General features: G+C 67.6%; 16 protein-coding genes. 13 read left to right on the top strand and 3 right to left on the bottom strand.

Annotation, left to right across the window (positions count from 1 at the left end; all coding sequences use genetic code 11):
- Nucleotides 1–10 precede the first annotated feature (10 nt).
- Nucleotides 11–1,333, top strand: coding sequence for an erythromycin esterase family protein (locus tag QLQ86_RS06795; protein WP_282816326.1), 1,323 nt, complete (start codon nt 11–13; stop codon nt 1,331–1,333).
- 15 nt (nt 1,334–1,348) lie between these two features.
- Here QLQ86_RS06795 and ftsH read toward each other — a convergent pair whose 3' ends face one another.
- Complete coding sequence (gene ftsH, locus QLQ86_RS06800; protein ID WP_282816327.1) at nt 1,349–3,187, bottom strand: ATP-dependent zinc metalloprotease FtsH; 1,839 nt, start codon at nt 3,185–3,187, stop codon at nt 1,349–1,351.
- Between the two features lie 179 nt (nt 3,188–3,366).
- Between ftsH and dkgB the strand changes: the two genes are divergently transcribed.
- The 5 genes from dkgB (at nt 3,367) to QLQ86_RS06825 (ending at nt 8,270) form a co-directional block, all read left to right on the top strand.
- On the top strand, nt 3,367–4,176 hold the full coding sequence (dkgB, locus tag QLQ86_RS06805; RefSeq protein ID WP_282816328.1) for a 2,5-didehydrogluconate reductase DkgB: 810 nt from the start codon (nt 3,367–3,369) through the stop codon (nt 4,174–4,176).
- Nucleotides 4,177–4,212: 36 nt separating this feature from the next.
- Nucleotides 4,213–4,878, top strand: a complete 666-nt coding sequence (locus QLQ86_RS06810; RefSeq protein ID WP_282816329.1) for an SDR family oxidoreductase — start codon at nt 4,213–4,215, stop codon at nt 4,876–4,878.
- 295 nt (nt 4,879–5,173) lie between these two features.
- Nucleotides 5,174–5,716 (top strand): DUF6647 family protein, encoded by a 543-nt coding sequence (locus QLQ86_RS06815; protein ID WP_407650060.1) that lies wholly within the window; start codon nt 5,174–5,176, stop codon nt 5,714–5,716.
- 115 nt (nt 5,717–5,831) lie between these two features.
- A complete protein-coding gene (locus QLQ86_RS06820) occupies nt 5,832–7,421 on the top strand; it encodes a peptide chain release factor 3 (RefSeq protein WP_282816331.1) in 1,590 nt (529 codons plus the stop codon).
- A 90-nt stretch (nt 7,422–7,511) separates the two neighbouring features.
- The gene (locus tag QLQ86_RS06825; protein ID WP_282816332.1) at nt 7,512–8,270 is read left to right on the top strand and encodes a TatD family hydrolase; all 759 of its coding nucleotides are present in this window, start codon (nt 7,512–7,514) and stop codon (nt 8,268–8,270) included.
- Here the strand turns inward: QLQ86_RS06825 and ygfZ are convergent, their stop codons facing one another.
- On the bottom strand, nt 8,271–9,308 hold the full coding sequence (gene ygfZ, locus QLQ86_RS06830; RefSeq protein WP_282816333.1) for a CAF17-like 4Fe-4S cluster assembly/insertion protein YgfZ: 1,038 nt from the start codon (nt 9,306–9,308) through the stop codon (nt 8,271–8,273).
- A gap of 145 nt (nt 9,309–9,453) precedes the next feature.
- Between ygfZ and QLQ86_RS06835 the strand changes: the two genes are divergently transcribed.
- The 7 genes from QLQ86_RS06835 to QLQ86_RS06865 all read left to right on the top strand — a co-directional run bounded on the left by QLQ86_RS06835 (nt 9,454) and on the right by QLQ86_RS06865 (nt 17,240).
- Complete coding sequence (locus tag QLQ86_RS06835; protein WP_282816334.1) at nt 9,454–9,651, top strand: hypothetical protein; 198 nt, start codon at nt 9,454–9,456, stop codon at nt 9,649–9,651.
- On the top strand, nt 9,651–10,076 hold the full coding sequence (locus QLQ86_RS06840) for an OsmC family protein (RefSeq protein ID WP_282816335.1): 426 nt from the start codon (nt 9,651–9,653) through the stop codon (nt 10,074–10,076). The genes QLQ86_RS06835 and QLQ86_RS06840 overlap by 1 nt, the downstream gene beginning before the upstream one ends.
- Nucleotides 10,077–10,140: 64 nt before the next feature.
- Nucleotides 10,141–12,165, top strand: a complete 2,025-nt coding sequence (uvrB, locus tag QLQ86_RS06845) for an excinuclease ABC subunit UvrB (protein ID WP_282816336.1) — start codon at nt 10,141–10,143, stop codon at nt 12,163–12,165.
- Between the two features lie 12 nt (nt 12,166–12,177).
- A complete protein-coding gene (gene nei / locus QLQ86_RS06850) occupies nt 12,178–13,002 on the top strand; it encodes an endonuclease VIII (RefSeq protein ID WP_282816337.1) in 825 nt (274 codons plus the stop codon).
- A 185-nt stretch (nt 13,003–13,187) separates the two neighbouring features.
- Complete coding sequence (locus QLQ86_RS06855; RefSeq protein ID WP_282816338.1) at nt 13,188–14,693, top strand: fumarate hydratase; 1,506 nt, start codon at nt 13,188–13,190, stop codon at nt 14,691–14,693.
- Nucleotides 14,694–14,810: 117 nt separating this feature from the next.
- On the top strand, nt 14,811–16,229 hold the full coding sequence (gene cls / locus QLQ86_RS06860; protein WP_282816339.1) for a cardiolipin synthase: 1,419 nt from the start codon (nt 14,811–14,813) through the stop codon (nt 16,227–16,229).
- A 93-nt stretch (nt 16,230–16,322) separates the two neighbouring features.
- Entirely contained in the window at nt 16,323–17,240 is a 918-nt protein-coding gene (locus tag QLQ86_RS06865) for a LysR substrate-binding domain-containing protein (protein WP_282735986.1), read from the top strand.
- Between the two features lie 33 nt (nt 17,241–17,273).
- Here the strand turns inward: QLQ86_RS06865 and QLQ86_RS06870 are convergent, their stop codons facing one another.
- Nucleotides 17,274–18,365, bottom strand: coding sequence for a bifunctional nicotinamide-nucleotide adenylyltransferase/Nudix hydroxylase (locus tag QLQ86_RS06870; protein ID WP_282816340.1), 1,092 nt, complete (start codon nt 18,363–18,365; stop codon nt 17,274–17,276).
- Between the last annotated feature and the right edge of the window lie 53 nt (nt 18,366–18,418).

The following is an 18,418-nucleotide window of genomic DNA, read 5'->3' on the forward strand; positions in this document are numbered from 1 at the left end:
GGTGCCTGCCATGACGACCCCCCTTGCCTGTGTCCGTGAGCGCGCCCTGCGGCTCGACGGCCGTGCCAGCGACCATGATGCGCTGCTGGAACGGGTCGGTGACCGTCCCTTCGTGCTGCTCGGCGAGGCCTCCCACGGCACGGCCGAGTTCTACCGCCTGCGCGCGGCGATCAGTCGGCGGCTGATCGAGGAGAAGGGCTTCCAGGCGGTGCTGGTGGAGGCCGACTGGCCCGATGCCCTGCGTCTTGACCGCTACGTGCGTGGCGGGAGCGAGGATTCCCTGGACGGGGCCTTCGAGGACTTCCAGCGCTTTCCCCACTGGATGTGGTGCAACCAGGAGGTGCGCGACTTCATCGCCTGGCTGCGTCAGCACAACGCCCGCCAGCCCCTGGCGAAGAAGGCCGGCTTCCACGGGATGGATCTCTACAGCCTGCATCGCTCGGCCGAGGCGGTGATCGACTACCTGGCGCGCGTCGACCCCGAGCAGGCCGAGGTCGCTCGCCGGGGCTATGCCTGTCTCGACCATCGCGGCGATCCGTTCCACTACGGACGCAACGTGGCCTTCGGCCTGAGCCCCTCCTGCGAGCGGGCGGCCGTGGGCCTGCAGGTCCGGCTGATGGAGCGGGCCGCAGCGTACCTCAAGGCGGATGGGCGACGGGCCGTCGACGAGCAGTTCTTCGCCGAGCAGAACGCCCGGGTGGTGGTCAATGCCGAGGCCTACTATCGGGCCATGTTCGGCGCCCGGGTGGATACCTGGAACCTGCGCGATGAGCACATGGCCGAGACCCTCGCCGAACTGCATGGCCACCTGCGTCGTCAGGGGGGAGCGGGCAAGGTGGTGGTGTGGGCCCACAACTCGCACCTGGGTGACGCCCGTGCCACCGAGATGGGCTGGCGCCAGGCGCAGCACAACGTCGGCCAGCTGGCGCGGCAGCGCTTCGGTGCCGAGCGGGTGCTGCTGGTGGGGTTCACCACGCATACCGGCCATGTCACGGCCGCCCGCGACTGGGATGGACCCGCCGAGCATCGCTGGGTACGCCCGTCGCTCGAGGGCAGCGTCGAGCGGCTCTTCCATCGCAGCGGGCTCGACCGCTTCTACCTGCCTCTCTCGCCGACGCGGGCCGAGCCGCTCGAGGAGAGTCTGCTGGAGCGGGCGATCGGGGTGATCTATCGCCCGGAGACGGAGCGGGGCAGCCACTATTTTCGCGCCTGCCTGGCCGAGCAGTTCGATGCCCTCTACCACCTGGACGAGACCACGGCCGTCGAGCCGCTGGCACCGGGATCAAGCTGGCAGCGCGAGGCCATCCCCGACACCTATCCCTTCGGGGTGTGAGGCGCGGCCGCGGCGTCATGGACCGGCGTCGGAGGCGTTCCCGGCGGGGAGGGATGGCTTCATCGGCGGGTACTCGTCGGCGGTGAGCGTCTCGCGCTCGAGCAGCAGGGCGGCGCCCTGGAGCAGGTCCTGGCGGCGCGCGCCGAGGGTCTCGCGGGCCAGGGCATAGGCCTCGTCCACCAGCTGGCGGACCGAGAGGTCGATCTCCCGGGCGGTGGCCTCGGAGTAGTCATGTCGTTGGCTGGTGCCGTAGACATCGCCCAGGAAGGCCTGGCGGTCCTTCTCGTAGACCACCTGGCCGGCCTCGTCCGCCATCCCGAAGCGGGTCGCCATGTCACGCGCGATCTCGGTGACCTTGGCCAGGTCGTCGGCGGCCCCGGTGGAGACCTCGTCGAAGACCAGCCGTTCGGCGGCGCGGCCGCCCATCAGTACGGCCATGCGGTATTTCAGGTCGCTGACGGTCTGCAGGAAACGGTCCTCGGTGGGCCGCTGGATGGTGTAGCCCAGTGCGCCGACGCCGCGGGGGATGATCGACACCTTGTGCACCGGGTCCATGCCCGGCAGGGAGGCGGCCACCAGGGCGTGGCCCATCTCGTGGTGGGCCACCACGGACCGCTCGTGGTCGTTGAGCAGGCGGCTCTTCTTCTCCAGGCCGGCGACGATGCGCTCGATGGCGTTGGTGAAGTCCTCCATGGCCACCTCCTCGCTGTCCCGGCGGGTCGCCAGCAGGGCGGCCTCGTTGACCAGGTTGGCAAGATCGGCCCCGGTGAAGCCGGGGGTCAGCGAGGCGATATGGTCCAGGTCCACGTCGGCCGCCAGCGAGTGGATCTTGCCGATATGCACCTCGAGGATCTGCCGACGGCCCTTGCGCTCGGGGCGGTCGACCAGTACCTGGCGGTCGAAGCGGCCGGCACGCAGCAGGGCGGGGTCGAGGATCTCCGGCCGGTTGGTGGCGGCCAGCAGCACGATGCCCGTGGAAGGGTCGAAACCGTCGAGCTCGGAGAGCAGCTGGTTGAGGGTCTGCTCCTTCTCGTCCTGGCCGCCCATGATGCCCGGCCCCCTGGCGCGGCCCAGGGCATCCAGCTCGTCGATGAAGATGATGCACGGCTTGGCCTTGCCGGCCTGCTCGAAGAGGTCGCGGACCCGCGCGGCGCCGACCCCGACGAACATCTCGACGAACTCCGAGCCGGAGATGGAGAAGAAGGGGACCCCGGCTTCCCCCGCCACGGCCCTGGCCAGGAGGGTCTTGCCGGTACCCGGCGGGCCGACCAGCAGGATGCCCTTGGGAATATGGGCGCCGAGCCGGCCGTAGCGCTCGGGGTCGCGCAGGAAGGCCACTACCTCCTGGAGTTCGTTCTTGGCCTCGTCGACCCCGGCGACATCCTCGAAGGTCACCTTGGTGGCGGTCTCCACGTAGACCTTGGCCTTGGATTTGCCGATGGACATCATCCCGCCGATCCCGCCGCCACCGGTCATCCGGCGGATCAGCAGGGACCAGATCGCGAACAGCAGCACCAGCGGCAGGAACCACGACAGCAGGACGGTCAGGAAGGGACTCTCCGGACGGCCGTTGAAGGTGACGTCGTGCTGCGCCAGCCGGTCGGCCAGATCAGGCGGGACGCGGTTGGTGGTGAAGGCGGTGCGGCCGTCGGGAAGGGGGGCGGTGAAGGTGCCGGTGAGGCGGTCGTCGCCGACCTGCACCTCGGCGATCCGTCCCTCCTCCAGCAGCCGGGTGAATTCCGAGTAGGGGATGGGTTCGGTGGTCTGCCAGTCGCGATAGACGCTCTGGAACGTCAGGAAGAGCATCACGGCGATGATCACGTAGATCACGTTGAAGCGGTGATTGGGTTCCATGCCGATGTCCCGTCCCGTGGCCGTGCCGCAGGGCTTCGCTATGCCCCGATGATGGCCTTCAGTGTAGGTCACGCCCGGCAGCCGGGATGGCCCCGGGCAGGCGGGCCCTTGAAGTCGGCCGTCGAGCGCCGCACCTAGGAGGGAGTCGCACCGACACCATGGCACGAGAAGGAGATCCCATGAGCACCCCGATATTGCCCAATCCCGGCCTCGGTACCTTCCGCCTCAAGGGCGATACCCTGAAGCGGGTGATCCACGATGCCCTGGCACTGGGATTCCGCCACATCGACACCGCCCAGATGTACGACAACGAGCAGGACGTGGGCGAGGCCATCGCCGAGAGCGAGGTGTCGCGCGAGTCGCTCTTCGTCACCACCAAGGTCTGGCACGACCGCCTCGCGCCCGCGTCCCTCAAGGCCAGCGTCCAGGAGAGCCTGGAGAAACTCGGCACCGATTACGTCGACCTGCTGCTGATCCACTGGCCCTCGCCGGACGACGCCGTGCCCATGGCCGACTACCTGACGGCCCTGCGCGAGGTACAGCAGGCCGGCCAGGCGCGTCACATCGGGGTCTCCAACTTCACCATCGCCCAGGTCGACCGGGCCCTCGAGATCCTCGGTCCGGACGCGCTGTTGACCAATCAGGTCGAGGTGCATCCCTTCCTGCAGAACCGTGCGGTAGTGGAGCACTGCCAGGCGCGCGGCCTGACCGTCACCGGGTACATGCCGCTCGCCGTGGGCAAGGTGCTGGAGGACGAGACCCTGAAGGGCATCGCCGAGGCCCATGGCGTCTCGCCGGCCCAGGTGGCTCTGGCCTGGACCCGGTCGCGTGGCGTGGTGACCATCCCGTCGTCCACCCGTCGCGAGCACCTGGCGGGCAACCTGGCGGCCCTCGACCTTAGCCTGGGCGAGGACGAACTCGAGGCGATCGCGGGCCTGGATCGCGGCGAGCGCATCGCCGATCCGGACTTCGCCCCGGCGTGGGACTGATCCCGGCCGGCCCCCAGACCTTCGAGAGGAGATGACATGGCTTCCACCGTACTGATCACCGGCGCCAACCGCGGCGTCGGCCTGGCGCTGGCCCGTCACTATCACCAGGCGGGCTGGCAGGTGATCGGCGTCTGTCGCCACGCTTCCGCCGAGCTCGCCGAGGTGGCGAGCCGGGTCATCGACGGCATCGACGTCACCCGGGAAGCGGACGTCGCCCGACTCGCCGAGGCACTCGCCGGCCGGCCGCTGGACCTGCTGATCAACAATGCCGGGATGCTCCACGACGAGTCGCTGGGGGCGCTCGATTTCGATGCCATCCGGGCGCAGATGGAAATCAATGCCTATGCCCCGCTGCGGGTGACCGAGGTGCTGCTGCCCTGCCTGGGCGAGGGCGCCAAGGTCGCCAACATCACCAGCCGCATGGGCTCCATCGCCGACAACGACTCCGGCGGTCGCTATGGCTACCGCGCCTCCAAGGCGGCGCTGAACGCCTTCGGCAAGTCGCTGGCGGTGGACCTGGCGCCTCGGGGCATTGCCGTGGCCCAGCTGCATCCGGGCTATGTGCAGACGCGCATGGTCAACTTCGGCGGCCTGATCACCCCGGAGGAGGCCGCCGAAGGGATTGCCGAGCGCATCACGGCACTCACCCTGGCGACCAGTGGCGGCTTCTGGCACAGCAACGGCGAGTCGCTGCCCTGGTAGGCGGCCCTGAGGATCATCGATGGAGGATATCGCGGGGCGGTCGTCCAGCGGGCACGGCTGGGCTCTTCGCCAGGCACGCCGCCAGGCGATGAGCCTGGTCGGCCGGTTCGCGATGCGTCATGGGATTTCTCCCCTGCCTGCTGCGGTCAACTAGACTGCAGTGATGTCTCAACGAGGTATCTGCAGGGCGGGCAGACACCGGCGTTTTCCTTCCGGGCCGCAGAGTGTGGGGATGTTACGTTCGTTCACGGCGGCTGTACTGGCGACAGGCTGGCCTCTCGCGGTCGTTGCAGTCATGCCGTCATGGCGAGGCCGGCACACGTGCTGGCTGCTTGTCGCCATGCTGTTGCTGGCGGCTCCTCTCGCGTCATCGGGGTCGCCTGAACTCCCGGAGGGAAGGCCAGCCCCTTCCCTTGAGCCCCTGGTCAGGAACATGAGTGCCTGGCTGGCGGCACGGACGGCTTACCGGGAACCCCCGATACCCGGGATCCTGTTCGAGAGCCAGTCCCGACTTCAGCAGCGATGCTTTCCCGACTTCCCCGAGCCGCTGGCCACCCTGATCAAGGGCGCCTACGCCCCTGCCGAGAAGATCATTTATCTCGATAACGCGTTCGACCGTGACGATCCTGTCGACAGGAGTTATCTGCTTCACGAGCTGACCCACCATTTCCAGGTCCATAACCGGGACGATACCGATGTGCGGACCCCCGGCATCCTCGAGGGGGAAGCCTACCGGCTGCAGCTGCGCTGGCTCGGAGAAGCGGGAGTCTCGGATCCCTTAGGGACACTGGGACTCGATGAAAAGACCCTGCGCATCATCGAACGTTGCCCCCGATAGGGGGCGAGCACTGAACCGTGCCTGCGGTTGGTGCGGGGTGCAGACCCACCGGCTGTCGCGGTATCATGGTTGCCTATTCGAGATCCCATTCGAGTCCTGACCAGGCACCGCATTGATGTCAAACCCCACCCTGGCCCGTGAAGTCGGGCTTCGACGCACCTTTGCGATCATCTCGCACCCGGACGCCGGCAAGACCACCATCACCGAGAAGATGCTGCTGTTCGGCAATGCCATCCAGATGGCCGGCTCGGTGAAGAGCAAGCGCAACGACCGCCACGCCACCTCCGACTGGATGAAGATGGAGCAGGAACGCGGCATCTCGGTGACCACCTCGGTGATGCAGTTCCCCTATGGCGGGCGCATCGTCAACCTGCTCGACACGCCCGGCCACGAGGACTTCTCCGAGGATACCTACCGCACCCTGACCGCGGTGGACTCGGCGCTGATGGTGATCGACGGCGCCAAGGGCGTCGAGGCCCGGACCATCAAGCTGATGGAGGTGTGTCGCCTGCGCACCACGCCGATCCTCACCTTCATCAACAAGATGGACCGCGACGTCCGCGACCCCGTCGAGGTGATGGACGAGGTCGAGGAAGTGCTGAACATCCAGTGTGCCCCCATGACCTGGCCGATCGGCATGGGCCGCCACTTCAAGGGCGTCTATCACCTCCACAATGACGTGATCCACCTCTACACCCAGGGGCAGGGCAGCCAGATCCCCGATGACCGGCGCATCGAGGGGCTCGACAACCCCGAGGTGGACGCCGTGCTCGGCGAGGAGCAGGCCGAGGAGCTGCGCATGGAGGTGGAACTGGTGCGTGGCGCCTCCCATGAGTTCGACCACGAGGCCTACCTGCGCGGCGAGTTGTCGCCGGTCTACTTCGGGACCGCCATGGGCAACTTCGGGGTGCGCGAGATGCTGGACGGCTTCGTCGAGTACGCGCCGCCTCCCCAGCCGCGCGAGACCGATACCCGCACGGTGGAAGCCGAGGACGAGCGTTTCACCGGCTTCGTCTTCAAGATCCAGGCCAACATGGATCCCAACCACCGCGACCGCATCGCCTTCCTGCGGGTCTGCTCGGGCAAGTACGAGAAGCACATGAAGATGCGCCACGTGCGCATCGGCAAGGAGGTCAAGATCGCCGATGCCCTGACCTTCATGGCCTCGGACCGCTCCCAGGTGGAGGAGGCTTGGCCCGGGGACATCATCGGCCTGCACAACCACGGTACCATCCAGATCGGCGATACCTTCACCCAGGGGGAGGACATGCGCTTCACCGGCATTCCGCACTTCGCCCCGGAGCTCTTCAAGCGCGTGCGCCTCAAGGATCCGCTGAAGATGAAGGCGCTGCAGAAGGGGCTGCAGCAGCTTTCCGAGGAGGGGGCCACCCAGGTCTTCATGCCGCTGGACAACAACGACCTGATCCTCGGTGCCGTGGGTACCCTGCAGTTCGACGTCGTCGCCCATCGCCTCAAGGAGGAGTACAAGGTCGACTGTGTCTATGAAGGGGTGAACGTCAACACCGCCCGCTGGATCTACAGCGACGACGCAAAGAAGCTCGAGGAGTTCAAGCGCAAGGCCAGCGCCAACCTGGCCATCGACGGCGGCGGCTACCTGACCTATATCGCCCCCACGCGCGTGAACCTGCAGATGACCCAGGAGCGCTGGCCGGAGATCCGCTTCCAGCCCACCCGGGAGCACTGAAACTCCGGCCTTCGGCCAGCCACAAGCGACAAGGAGCAAGCCACAAGGAACCCCTTGCCCCTTGCCCCTTGCCCCTTGTAGCTTGTGTCCATGCTGATCGATGCCCACTGCCACCTCGACTTTCCCGACTTCGACGCCGACCGCGAGGCGGTGGTCGAGCGGGCCAGGGCGGAGGGTGTGGCGCATTTCGTCGTGCCGGGGACCACCCGGGCCCGCTGGCCCAATGTGCAGGCGCTGGGTGAGCGCGGCGACGTCAGCATCTGTCTGGGGTTGCACCCCTATTTCATGGACACCCATCGCGACGAGGACCTTGAGGCCCTGGCGCAGGCGCTGGAGGCGCATCCGGCGGTAGTGGCAGTGGGCGAGTGCGGCATCGATGCGCGCTTTGCCGAGACCCTGGATGCGCAGTGGCGACTGTTCGATGCCCAGCTTCGCCTGGCCAAGGCGCGGGAGCTGCCGGTAGTGATCCACTGCGTGCACGCCAACGACCAGGTGGCCAAGCGCCTTGGCCAGTTGGACCTCCGCGGCGGCGGGTTGATCCATGCCTTCGCCGGCTCCCCGGAGCAGGCCAGGAAGTTCCTCGACCTGGGGTTCGTCGTCGGCCTGGGCGGCGCCGTTACCTTCGATCGGGCAAAGCGGCTGCACCGCGCGGTGGCCTCGCTGCCCGACGACGGCTATGTGCTGGAGACCGACAGCCCCGACATGCCGCTGGCCGGCCATCGAGGCGAGCGCAACGAGCCGGCACGGGTCGCCGAGGTCTGCCGGGCGGTAGCCAGGCGGCGAGGTCAGGATACCGACAAGGTAGCGACGGACAGTACCGCTAACGCCCGCCGCCTGTTCCGCTGCTGACTAGGTCCTTTCCGCCAGACTCTCCGGGTCCAGGCGCTCGACGGGGTAGGGCAGCTTGAGCAGCTTGAGCTTCTGCCCGGCGCAACGCAGCGGCAGGGCGGGTTCCCGGGTGCTCATTACCGCCAGCACCTCGGCCTCACCGTAGGCGTCCAGTTCGGCGCACAGCACCTCGCCGAGTCGCCGGTCGTCGGCGTCCTCGATGGCGCTGCCGGCCTCCGGCAGCAGCCCGCCGTCGAGCTGGGCACGCACCATCCGCTTCTTGACCTGGCCGCGGAAGTGCGCGCGGGCGACCACTTCCTGGCCGGTATAGCACCCCTTCTTGAAGCTGATGCCGCCCAGCGCCTCCCAGTTGATCATCTGCGGCAGGTAGGTGTCGCGCTGGTCGGCCTCGAGCCAGGCCAGCCCCGCCTGGATGTCGTGCAGCCGCCACACGGCGTTGCCGACCGGCGTGGCGTGCGCCTTCAGCCACTGCCAGGCCCCCTCGGCCCGGTCGGCCGGCAGGCAGACCAGCAGGCGAGGTCGGGGTCCCGGATGCGCCAGCACCTGGAGTTCATCATCACCGGCCTGGTGCCAGGGCCGGGGCGGCAGGACATCGAAGCGCACCTCGGCGAGCGCGGAGGCCTCGCGGCCGATCAGTCCCAGCAGCGCCAGGTCGTCGCGCTCGCGCAGTTCGACCTTGTAGAAGGGGGCGAACTTCTTCAGGTGCTCGGCCAGCGAGGCGACCAGGCTGGCGTGCATCAGCAGGCGGTAGTGCGACGGGGCGACGCGCATCAGCTGGGCGTTGGCCAGCATCCGCCCCTTGGGCGTGCAGAAGCAGGTCAGCGGGGCGAGGCCGCCGTCGGCCAGCGAGACCTGGGCGCTGGTCTGGCCCTGCAGGAAGGTCTCGGCATCGGGACCCTCCACGTCGAGGATGCCGAGATGGGCGAGGGGCGTCATCACGCTGGTATCCAGGGCCAGCCGTGGGGCATCGGGGGTGTCGAACGTCACCCGGTATTCGGCCTCCTGCCGACCGCCTGTGGCAGCGATCCAATCCATCATTTCCGGGCTCCTCTTGGTTCGGCGTCAGGCATGGTCATCTGCACTAGTTGCGGGCGGGAGGGCGACATTGCAAGCGCTGCCCGGCGGCGGGTGGCATGCTAGACTCGGACCTTCCCGCTCATTCATGCCGCGTCAGGAGCCGCCCATGGCCCATCAGTCATTGAGCTTTCAGGGCGTCGAGAACGCCGATCAGGTCAACCGCATCACCACTGCCCTGATGATGCTGGACGGCGTCAACAGTGTCGAGGTTGGCCGCCACGGGGCCGAGGTGGAAGGACACGCCAGGCGTGAGGCGCTGATCAAGGCGGTGCAATCTCTCAACCTGGGTATCGAGGTCAAGTGATGAAGAAGACCATTGAAGTCGTCAGCGAACGCAACCATATCTACCGCCAGCGGGTCGAACTGGACGGCTTCGACGACCTCTACGTCGATGTGCCCGTGGCCTATGGCGGGGAGGGCAGTGCCCCGGATCCCCATGATTACTTCGACCTCTCGCTCGGTGCCTGCAAGGCGATCACTTCCATGATGTATGCCCGGCGCAAGCAGTGGCCGTTGACGGGGATCAGCGTCACGGTCAACCGGGACGACAGCCAGGAGCGCCACGGGACCTACCGGCTCGACGTGGCGATGACCTTTCATGGCATCGACGACCCCGAGCGACTGGTCCGCCTGGAGGAGATCAGCCACAAGTGCCCGATTCACCGGCTGATGACCACGTCCACCGTGGAGGTGACCACCCGCACCGTCGATAGCACCGCCGAGGCCTGACCCCGGCCTGAACTCGTCCCACCCCGGGCGCCAGACAGGCGCCCGCCCCGTCACTGGAGCCGCCATGAGCAAGCCCTTCCGCCTGCAGTCCAAGTTCCAGCCCGCCGGCGACCAGCCCACCGCCATCCGGGAGCTGGTCAGCGGGCTGGAGTCGGGGCTGGCGCACCAGACGCTGCTCGGCGTGACCGGCTCCGGCAAGACCTTCACCATGGCCAACGTGGTCGAGCACCTGCAGCGGCCGACCATCGTCATGGCGCCCAACAAGACCCTGGCGGCACAGCTCTACGGCGAGTTCAAGGCGTTCTTTCCCGACAACGCGGTGGAGTACTTCGTCTCCTACTACGACTACTACCAGCCCGAGGCGTACGTGCCCTCGTCGGACACCTTCATCGAGAAGGATGCCTCGATCAACGACCATATCGAGCAGATGCGCCTCTCGGCGACCAAGGCGCTGCTGGAGCGCCGCGACGCCATCATCGTGGTCTCGGTGTCGGCGATCTATGGCCTGGGGGATCCCGACCAGTACCTGAAGATGCGCCTGCATTTCACCCGCGGCGAGCTGATCGACCAGCGCAAGTTCCTGCGTCGCCTGGCGGAGCTGCAGTACACGCGCAACGACATGGACTTCAGGCGCGGCACCTACCGGGTGCGCGGCGATGTCATCGACATCTTCCCGGCAGACGCCGAGGACGAGGCGGTGCGCGTCGAGCTCTTCGATGACGAGATCGACACCATCAGCCTCTTCGACCCGCTCACCGGCGAGGTGCGGGGCCGGGTGCCGCGCATGACCATCTACCCCAAGTCGCACTACGTCACGCCCCGGGAGACCATCCTCGGCGCCATCGATGCGATCAAGGCGGAACTGGTGGAGCGACTGGACTGGCTGCGCAAGCACGACAGGCTGGTCGAGGCCCAGCGCCTGGAGCAGCGCACCCTCTACGACATCGAGATGATGCTCGAGCTCGGCTACTGCAACGGCATCGAGAACTACTCGCGCTACCTCTCCGGGCGCAACCCGGGCGAGCCGCCGCCGACCTTCTTCGACTACCTGCCCAGTGACGCCCTGCTGTTCATCGACGAGAGCCACGTCAGCGTTCCCCAGGTGGGCGGCATGTACAAGGGCGACCGCTCGCGCAAGGAAACGCTGGTGGAGTACGGCTTCCGGCTGCCCTCGGCGCTGGACAACCGCCCGATGACCTTCCAGGAGTGGGAGCGCATCTGCCCGCAGACCATCTTCGTTTCGGCCACTCCCGGGCCCTACGAGGCCGAGCATGCCGGCCAGGTGGTCGAGCAGGTGGTGCGCCCCACCGGCCTGCTCGACCCCGAGATCGAGGTGCGCCCGGCCTCCACCCAGGTGGACGATCTGCTCTCGGAGATCCGTCTGCGCAGCGAGGTGGGCGAGCGGGTGTTGGTGACCACCCTGACCAAGCGCATGGCCGAGGACCTCACCGAGTACCTGGATGAGCACGACGTGCGGGTACGCTACCTCCACTCCGATATCGACACCGTGGAGCGGGTAGAGATCATCCGTGACCTGCGCCTGGGCAAGTTCGACGTCCTGGTGGGGATCAACCTGCTGCGCGAGGGACTCGACATCCCCGAGGTGTCGCTGGTGGCGATCCTCGATGCAGACAAGGAGGGCTTCCTGCGCAACGAGCGCTCGCTGATCCAGACCATGGGCCGGGCGGCACGCAACGCCCACGGCAAGGCGATCCTCTACGGCGACCGGATCACCGACTCCATGCGCCGCGCCATGGACGAGACCCAGCGCCGCCGCGACAAGCAGGTCGCCCACAACGAGGCCCACGGCATCACGCCGACCACGGTGACGCGCTCGGTGGCCGACATCATGGAGGCCGCCCAGGCCCCGGGGAAGAAGAAGGGACGCAAGGGCGAGCGCAAGGTGGCCGAGCGCGAGGCCCTCTACGACCCTGCGGAGCTGTCACCGAGCGAACTGCTCAAGGAGATCTCGCGAACCGAGGACGGGATGCACGAGGCGGCGCAGAACCTGGCGTTCGAGGAAGCCGCCCGGCTGCGCGACCGCCTGCACGAGCTCAAGGAGCGCCAGCTGCTCCTGGGGTCCGCCTGACGGGCGCCCGCCATGCCCGAAGGCCCCGAGATCCGTCGTGCCGCGGACCGCGTGCATCGCCAGATTGCCGGCCGGCGGCTCGACGATGCCTGGTTCGCCTTTCCCGACTTGGCCGGGCAGGCCGCCTCGCTGATCGGGCGCGAGGTCATCGCCGTGGACAGCTGGGGCAAGGCGCTGCTGACGCGCTTCGACGACAACCGCGTGCTCTACTCCCACAACCAGCTCTACGGGGTCTGGAAGTTGCACGCGGCCGACCGCGAGCCGGACACCAACCGTTCGCTGCGTGTCCGCCTGGTGGCGCAGGGCAGGGCGGCGAGCCTCTTCAGCGCCTCGGACGTCTCCCTATGGGACGGGGAGAGGCTTGGCGACCACCCCTTCCTGTCGCGACTCGGCCCCGACCTGCTGACGCACGGCGTGACGATGGAGCAGGCCAGGGCGAGGCTTCTCGAGGCGCGCTTCCGGCGGCGCGGACTGGGCGGGCTGCTCCTCGACCAGTCGCTATTCGCCGGTATCGGCAACTACCTGCGCGCCGAGATCCTGTTCTTCGCCGGACTGCATTTCACGACCCGGCCGGGGGACCTGGAGGAGGGCGCCCTGACACGCCTGGCGGCCTGCATCCTGGAAGTGACGCGACAGGCCTACGAGCAGGCGGGGGTGACCAATCGGGCCGAGTGGGCCGCCGCCGACCGTGCCCGGGGAGCCAGTCGGCGGCGCTGGCGCTTTGCCGTGTTCGAGCGCGAGGGCCTGCCGTGCCACGCCTGCGGCACGGCCATCGAGCGGGTGATGGTGGCCTCCCGGCGGCTCTACCTTTGTCCATTCTGCCAGCCAGCGGGTTGATCCACCGGATAGTTTTATACCGTTATCTCCCCTCTGTAACTCACTTCCATAGACTCAGACCTTCGGCCATACCAATGTCGACAGCCAAAGGGGTGGGGTATAATGCCCGCCGTTCAAGCCCCGCCGCTGCGCCCTTCGAGCGCCCCGGCGCAGGCATGCCGACAACGCCAAGGAGCTCCTTGCCCATGACCGTGATTCGCCAGGACGACCTGATCCAGAGCGTCGCCGATGCCCTGCAGTACATCTCGTATTACCACCCGAAGGACTTCATCGACGCCATGGCGGCCGCCTACGAGCGCGAGGAGAACCCGGCGGCCAAGGACGCCATCGCCCAGATCCTGATCAACTCGCGGATGTGTGCCTTCGGCAAGCGGCCGATCTGCCAGGATACCGGCATCGTCACCGTCTTCGTGCACGTGGGGATGAACGTGCGTTTCGAGGCCGACAGGAGCCTCGACGACATGATCAACGAGGGCGTACGGCGCGCCTACCAGTTGCCCGACAACGTGCTGCGCGCCTCGGTGCTGGCCGACCCGGACGGCGCCCGCAAGAACACCGGTGACAACACCCCGGCCGTCATCCACCACAAGCTGGTGCCCGGCGACACCGTCGAGGTGCATGTGGCGGCCAAGGGGGGCGGCAGCGAGGCGAAGTCGAAGTTCGCCATGCTCAATCCCTCCGATAGCGTGGTCGACTGGGTGATGGAGCAGCTGCCCAAGATGGGCGCCGGCTGGTGCCCGCCGGGCATGCTCGGCATCGGCATCGGCGGCACCGCCGAGAAGGCCATGGAGATCGCCAAGGAGGCGCTGCTCGACCCCATCGACATCCAGGAGCTCCAGGCTCGCGGTCCCGCCAATCGTGCCGAGGAGCTTCGCCTGGAACTGTTCGACAGGGTCAACCGGAGCGGCATCGGCGCCCAGGGCCTCGGCGGCCTGACCACGGTGCTCGACATCAAGGTCAAGGAGTTCCCGACCCACGCCGCCAACAAGCCGGTGGCGATCATTCCCAACTGTGCCGCCACGCGCCACGCCCACTTCACCCTCGACGGTTCCGGTCCCGCGGCACTGCCGGCGCCGAAGCTCGAGGACTGGCCGGAGATCACCCGCGAGGCCGGTGACAACGTCAAGCGCGTCGACCTCGACAGCGTGACCCCGGAAGAGGTGCGGACCTGGCAGCCCGGCGATACCCTGTTGCTCAACGGCAAGCTGCTCACCGGTCGCGATGCCGCGCACAAGCGCATGGTCGACATGATCGCCAAGGGCGAGCCGCTGCCCGTGGACATGAAGGGACGTTTCATCTATTACGTGGGCCCGGTGGATCCGGTGCGTGACGAGGTCGTCGGGCCGGCTGGCCCGACCACGGCGACCCGCATGGACAAGTTCACCCGCACCATGCTCGAGGAGACCGGCCTGCTGGGCATGGTCGGCAAGGCCGAGCGGGGCGAGGCGGCCATCGAGGCGATCCGCGACAATCAGGCGGTCTACCTGATGGCCGTGGGCGGCTCCGCCTACCTGGTCGCCCAGGCGATCAAGAAGGCCCGCGTGGTCGGCTTCGAGGATCTGGGCATGGAAGCCATCTACGAGTTCGAGGTGGAGGACATGCCGGTGACCGTGGCCGTGGACAGCCAGGGCACCTCGGTGCACCAGACCGGTCCCGCCAAGTGGAAGGAGATCATCGCCGAGCGCGCCTGATCGTCCCGTGCTGACGACGGCCCCGCCATCTGGTGGGGCCGTCGTCGTTGGGGGTATGCTGCAAGTCACTGCTTTCCGGACGGCGCTGCCGTCCTCCCACGGAATGGGGATCCGACCATGACTTCCTGGCTGATCGGCCTGGCGATCTTCCTGACCTACCTGCTGGGCTTCGTCTCGGCGGTGCTGGCCCTGATGTCCAGCCGTACCTCCCAGGGCGCCATTGCCTGGATCATTTCGCTGATCACCATGCCCTACGTGGCGGTGCCAGCCTACTGGATCTTCGGCCGGCCGCGCTTCTATGGCTATGTCTCGGCCCGGGGCGAGCGCGACACCGTGCTGCGCCGCCTGCTGGAACGCTACCGCGACCGCTTCGATCCCTACCTGCCCGAGCCCGGCGATGCGGACATCCGCGCCGTGGAACAGCTGGCGATGATGCCGCTGACCCGGGGCAATCGGGCGGAGCTGCTGATCGACGGCGAGGACACCTTCGACAGCCTCTTCGCCGGGATCGAGGCGGCCGAGGAGTACGTTCTCATCCAGTTCTTCATCGTCCGCGACGATGCCCTGGGCATCGAGCTCAAGCATCGGCTGCAGCGGGCCGCCGAGCGCGACGTGCGCATCTACTTCCTGTATGACGAGATCGGCAGTCGCGGGCTCGGTGATCGCTTCCTCCGCGATCTCGCCGAGGCCGGCGTGGAAGTCAGCGCCTTCCGTTCCTCCCGCGGATTCAAGCATCGCTTCCAGCTCAACTTCCGCAACCACCGCAAGGTGCTGGTGGTCGATGGCCGGGAAGGGTGGCTGGGGGGCTTCAACGTCGGCACCGAGTACCTCGGACAGCACCCTCGCCACGGCCACTGGCGCGATACGCATCTCAAGCTCACCGGCCCCAGCGTGCTGGGGCTGCAGGAGGCCTTCTGGGAGGACTGGCACTGGGCCACCGGCGAGATGATCACCCTGACCTGGACGCCCCGGCCGAGCGGAGACGCCGACCAGAATGTGGTGATCGTGCCCTCCGGGCCGGCGGACTATCAGGAGACGGCGAGCCTGCTGGTGCAGCATGCGATCCACAGCGCCCACGAACGCTTCTGGGTCACCAGCCCCTATTTCGTGCCCGACCAGGGGGTGCAGGATGCCCTGCGCCTGGCGGCGATGCGTGGGGTGGACGTACGCATCATGATGCCCGAACGCCCCGACCATCTGCTGGTCTTCCTCTCGGCCTTCTCCTTCCTGCCCGACATGCTGCGTGCCGGGGTCAGGGTCTACCGATACCAGCCGGGGTTCCTGCACCAGAAGGTGATGCTGATCGACGATGCCGCCGCCAGTGTCGGCACGGTCAACCTGGACAACCGCTCCTTTCGTCTCAACTTCGAGATCACCGCCGTCGTGCCCGACCGGCAGTTCGCCGCCGAGGTGCGTCTGATGCTCGAGCATGACTTCACCAACTGCCGTCGCGTGGCCCTCGAGGAGCTGACCCGCCGTCCCCTGTGGCGCAAGCTGCTGTCCCGGGCGGCCTACCTGCTCTCGCCGATCCAGTAAGGCAGCTTGGGTCCCGGCCGCCGCTGGGGTACATTAGCGGGCTTCGAAGGCTCCCGGGGGGAGTCGTGCACGCAGACATCCTGGGGAGTCCTGGTGAACCTCGAGACCAAGTGGCTGGAAGACTTCGTCGCCCTGGCCAGTACGCGCAGCTTTTCCGCCTCGGCCCGTCAGCGGCATGTCACCCAGCCGGCCTTCAGCCGGCGCATCCGCTCCCTGGAGCAGGCGGTCGGCGTGACCCTGGTCGACCGCTCGACCACCCCGGTGGACCTGACACCCGAGGGGCAGCTGTTCCTGGTCACCGCCCGCAACATCGTCGAGCAGCTCAACGAGAGCCTCGGCCACCTGCGTGGCCTGGCCATGGCCAACGAGGCGCTGGATATCGTCGCCGCCCATTCCCTGGCGCTGAGCTTCTACCCCCAGTGGATCTCCCGCCTGCAGCAGGGCCTCGGCGAGCTGCCGACGCGCCTGGTGGCCATGAACGTGGGCGACGCGATCCATGTGCTGCGCGAGGGCAACTGCGACCTGATGCTCGCCTATTACGACCCCTACGCCAGCATGCAACTCGATGCCGAGGTCTTTCCCTCCTTCTCCATCGGCCAGGTCAAGATGCTGCCGGTCTGCCTGCCCGACGCGCAGGGCAGGCCACGCTTCCCGCTGGAAGGGCAGGAGTCGATTCCCTATCTGGCCTACACCCAGGGCGCCTTCCTGGGGCGCAGCGTGCGCATGCTGCTCAAGAACGACCCCTTGCGCATGCGCCTGAGAACCGTCTACGAGACGGCCATGGCCGAAGGACTCAAGGGCATGGTGATGCAGGGCATGGGCATGGCCTGGATACCCGACTTCTGCATCCGCCAGGAGCTCAAGGATGGGCGCCTGGTGCGGGCCGGTGGCGAGCAGTGGGACGTGCCTCTGGAGATCCGCCTCTATCGTTGCTCGCTGGTGCACAAGCCGGGGGTCGAGAAGCTGTGGCGGCAGATGATGAAGTTGCCCCGCGATTTCCTCCAGGCCTGATGGCGCCGGCTGCCGGCGCGTTGCCATGGCGCATCAGGGACGGTCGAAATCCGCCGGCAGTCCCAGGAAGTCCTGGATGATGAAGAAGTGGTCCTCGAACAGGCCCTCGGGGTCGAGGTCGGCCAGGGGGACCCAGCGCGCATGGTCACCACCCCGGACCGGCTTGAGCTGGGGCAGCTGCTGTTCGGGACGCAGAGCAAAGTAGAAGGCCTCGGCCAGGGTGCGCCCCCGCCAGCTGCGGTGGGGTTCGTCGAACAGCCGCTGGCCGCGCAACGAGCCCTTGAGCACGGCCTCGGGCACCTTGAGGCGCACCCGCTCGCGCAGCTCCCTCAGGCAGGCATCCATCAGGCGTTCATGGGGGCTGATGAAGCCGCCGGGCAGGGCATAGAGCCCCTTGCCGGGCGCGGCCGTACGCCTGACCAGCAGCACATGCCCGGACTGCACCACCACGGCATTCACGGTAACGAAGATCGGCGGGTAGGGGGCCTGGGACCAGGCCTGGCGGTACTGGTCCAGCAGGTGCTGCTCCTCGACCAGCTGCCCGTAGGGCGCCTCCTCCAGGAAGTCGCGTATCCGTGCCACCACCCCGGGGGGCAGGTCGTGGGCGGCGTGCGTGCTCAGGTAATCCTCCGCCGATGAGGCGGAGCGGAACAGTCGATCGCGGATGCGGCTGGCCGAGATGCCTTCCACTAGGGGCACGCTGACCGATTCCCATTGCGGGAACAGCGCAAGGTAGTAGCTGGACTGGCCCCGACTGGCGCCGATCAGGCCGATACGCGGCAGACGGGCGTGCTCGGGGCTGGCGATGTCGCGCACCTTGCGCTGGACGTCGCGCACCCAGACGTCGTTGTTGTAAAGGGCGTCGAGCAGCGGCACGACCTCGAGCCGGGCATTCTCCTCTTCTTCGAAGGCGCTGCGCAGCATGCGCAGGCGCTCCTCGTAGCGCCAGGGATTGCGCAGCGAGCGTGCCTGCCAGGCGGAGCCCACCAGCACGATGACCTGGCGCGCGTGGCGCAGGGCTTCGCGGATCACCGCCAGGTGCCCCAGGTGCGGAGGCTGGAAACGGCCGATGAACACCAGACAATCGAAGTCGGGCGGGCTGTCGGCGTCCGGTCGTGCGGTCATGGGCGCTCCTGGGAAGAGGGGGCGGGATGGGCGGAGCCCATTATGGTCAGGCC

The organism is Halomonas rhizosphaerae (assembly GCF_030012485.1).
Classification (GTDB): Bacteria; Pseudomonadota; Gammaproteobacteria; order Pseudomonadales; family Halomonadaceae; genus Halomonas; species Halomonas rhizosphaerae.

Bases quoted from the DNA above. Each gene is read 5' to 3' on its own strand.
- QLQ86_RS06825 (WP_282816332.1), top strand. From the start codon at position 7,512: ATGCTGATCGATGCCCACTGCCACCTCGACTTTCCCGACTTCGACGCC.
- cls (WP_282816339.1), top strand. From the start codon at position 14,811: ATGACTTCCTGGCTGATCGGCCTGGCGATCTTCCTGACCTACCTGCTG.
- QLQ86_RS06810 (WP_282816329.1), top strand. From the start codon at position 4,213: ATGGCTTCCACCGTACTGATCACCGGCGCCAACCGCGGCGTCGGCCTG.
- nei (WP_282816337.1), top strand. From the start codon at position 12,178: ATGCCCGAAGGCCCCGAGATCCGTCGTGCCGCGGACCGCGTGCATCGC.
- QLQ86_RS06870 (WP_282816340.1), bottom strand. From the start codon at position 18,365: ATGACCGCACGACCGGACGCCGACAGCCCGCCCGACTTCGATTGTCTG.
- QLQ86_RS06855 (WP_282816338.1), top strand. From the start codon at position 13,188: ATGACCGTGATTCGCCAGGACGACCTGATCCAGAGCGTCGCCGATGCC.
- QLQ86_RS06820 (WP_282816331.1), top strand. From the start codon at position 5,832: ATGTCAAACCCCACCCTGGCCCGTGAAGTCGGGCTTCGACGCACCTTT.
- dkgB (WP_282816328.1), top strand. From the start codon at position 3,367: ATGAGCACCCCGATATTGCCCAATCCCGGCCTCGGTACCTTCCGCCTC.
- ygfZ (WP_282816333.1), bottom strand. From the start codon at position 9,308: ATGATGGATTGGATCGCTGCCACAGGCGGTCGGCAGGAGGCCGAATAC.
- QLQ86_RS06815 (WP_407650060.1), top strand. From the start codon at position 5,174: ATGCCGTCATGGCGAGGCCGGCACACGTGCTGGCTGCTTGTCGCCATG.
- QLQ86_RS06835 (WP_282816334.1), top strand. From the start codon at position 9,454: ATGGCCCATCAGTCATTGAGCTTTCAGGGCGTCGAGAACGCCGATCAG.
- ftsH (WP_282816327.1), bottom strand. From the start codon at position 3,187: ATGGAACCCAATCACCGCTTCAACGTGATCTACGTGATCATCGCCGTG.
- uvrB (WP_282816336.1), top strand. From the start codon at position 10,141: ATGAGCAAGCCCTTCCGCCTGCAGTCCAAGTTCCAGCCCGCCGGCGAC.
- QLQ86_RS06840 (WP_282816335.1), top strand. From the start codon at position 9,651: ATGAAGAAGACCATTGAAGTCGTCAGCGAACGCAACCATATCTACCGC.
- QLQ86_RS06795 (WP_282816326.1), top strand. From the start codon at position 11: ATGACGACCCCCCTTGCCTGTGTCCGTGAGCGCGCCCTGCGGCTCGAC.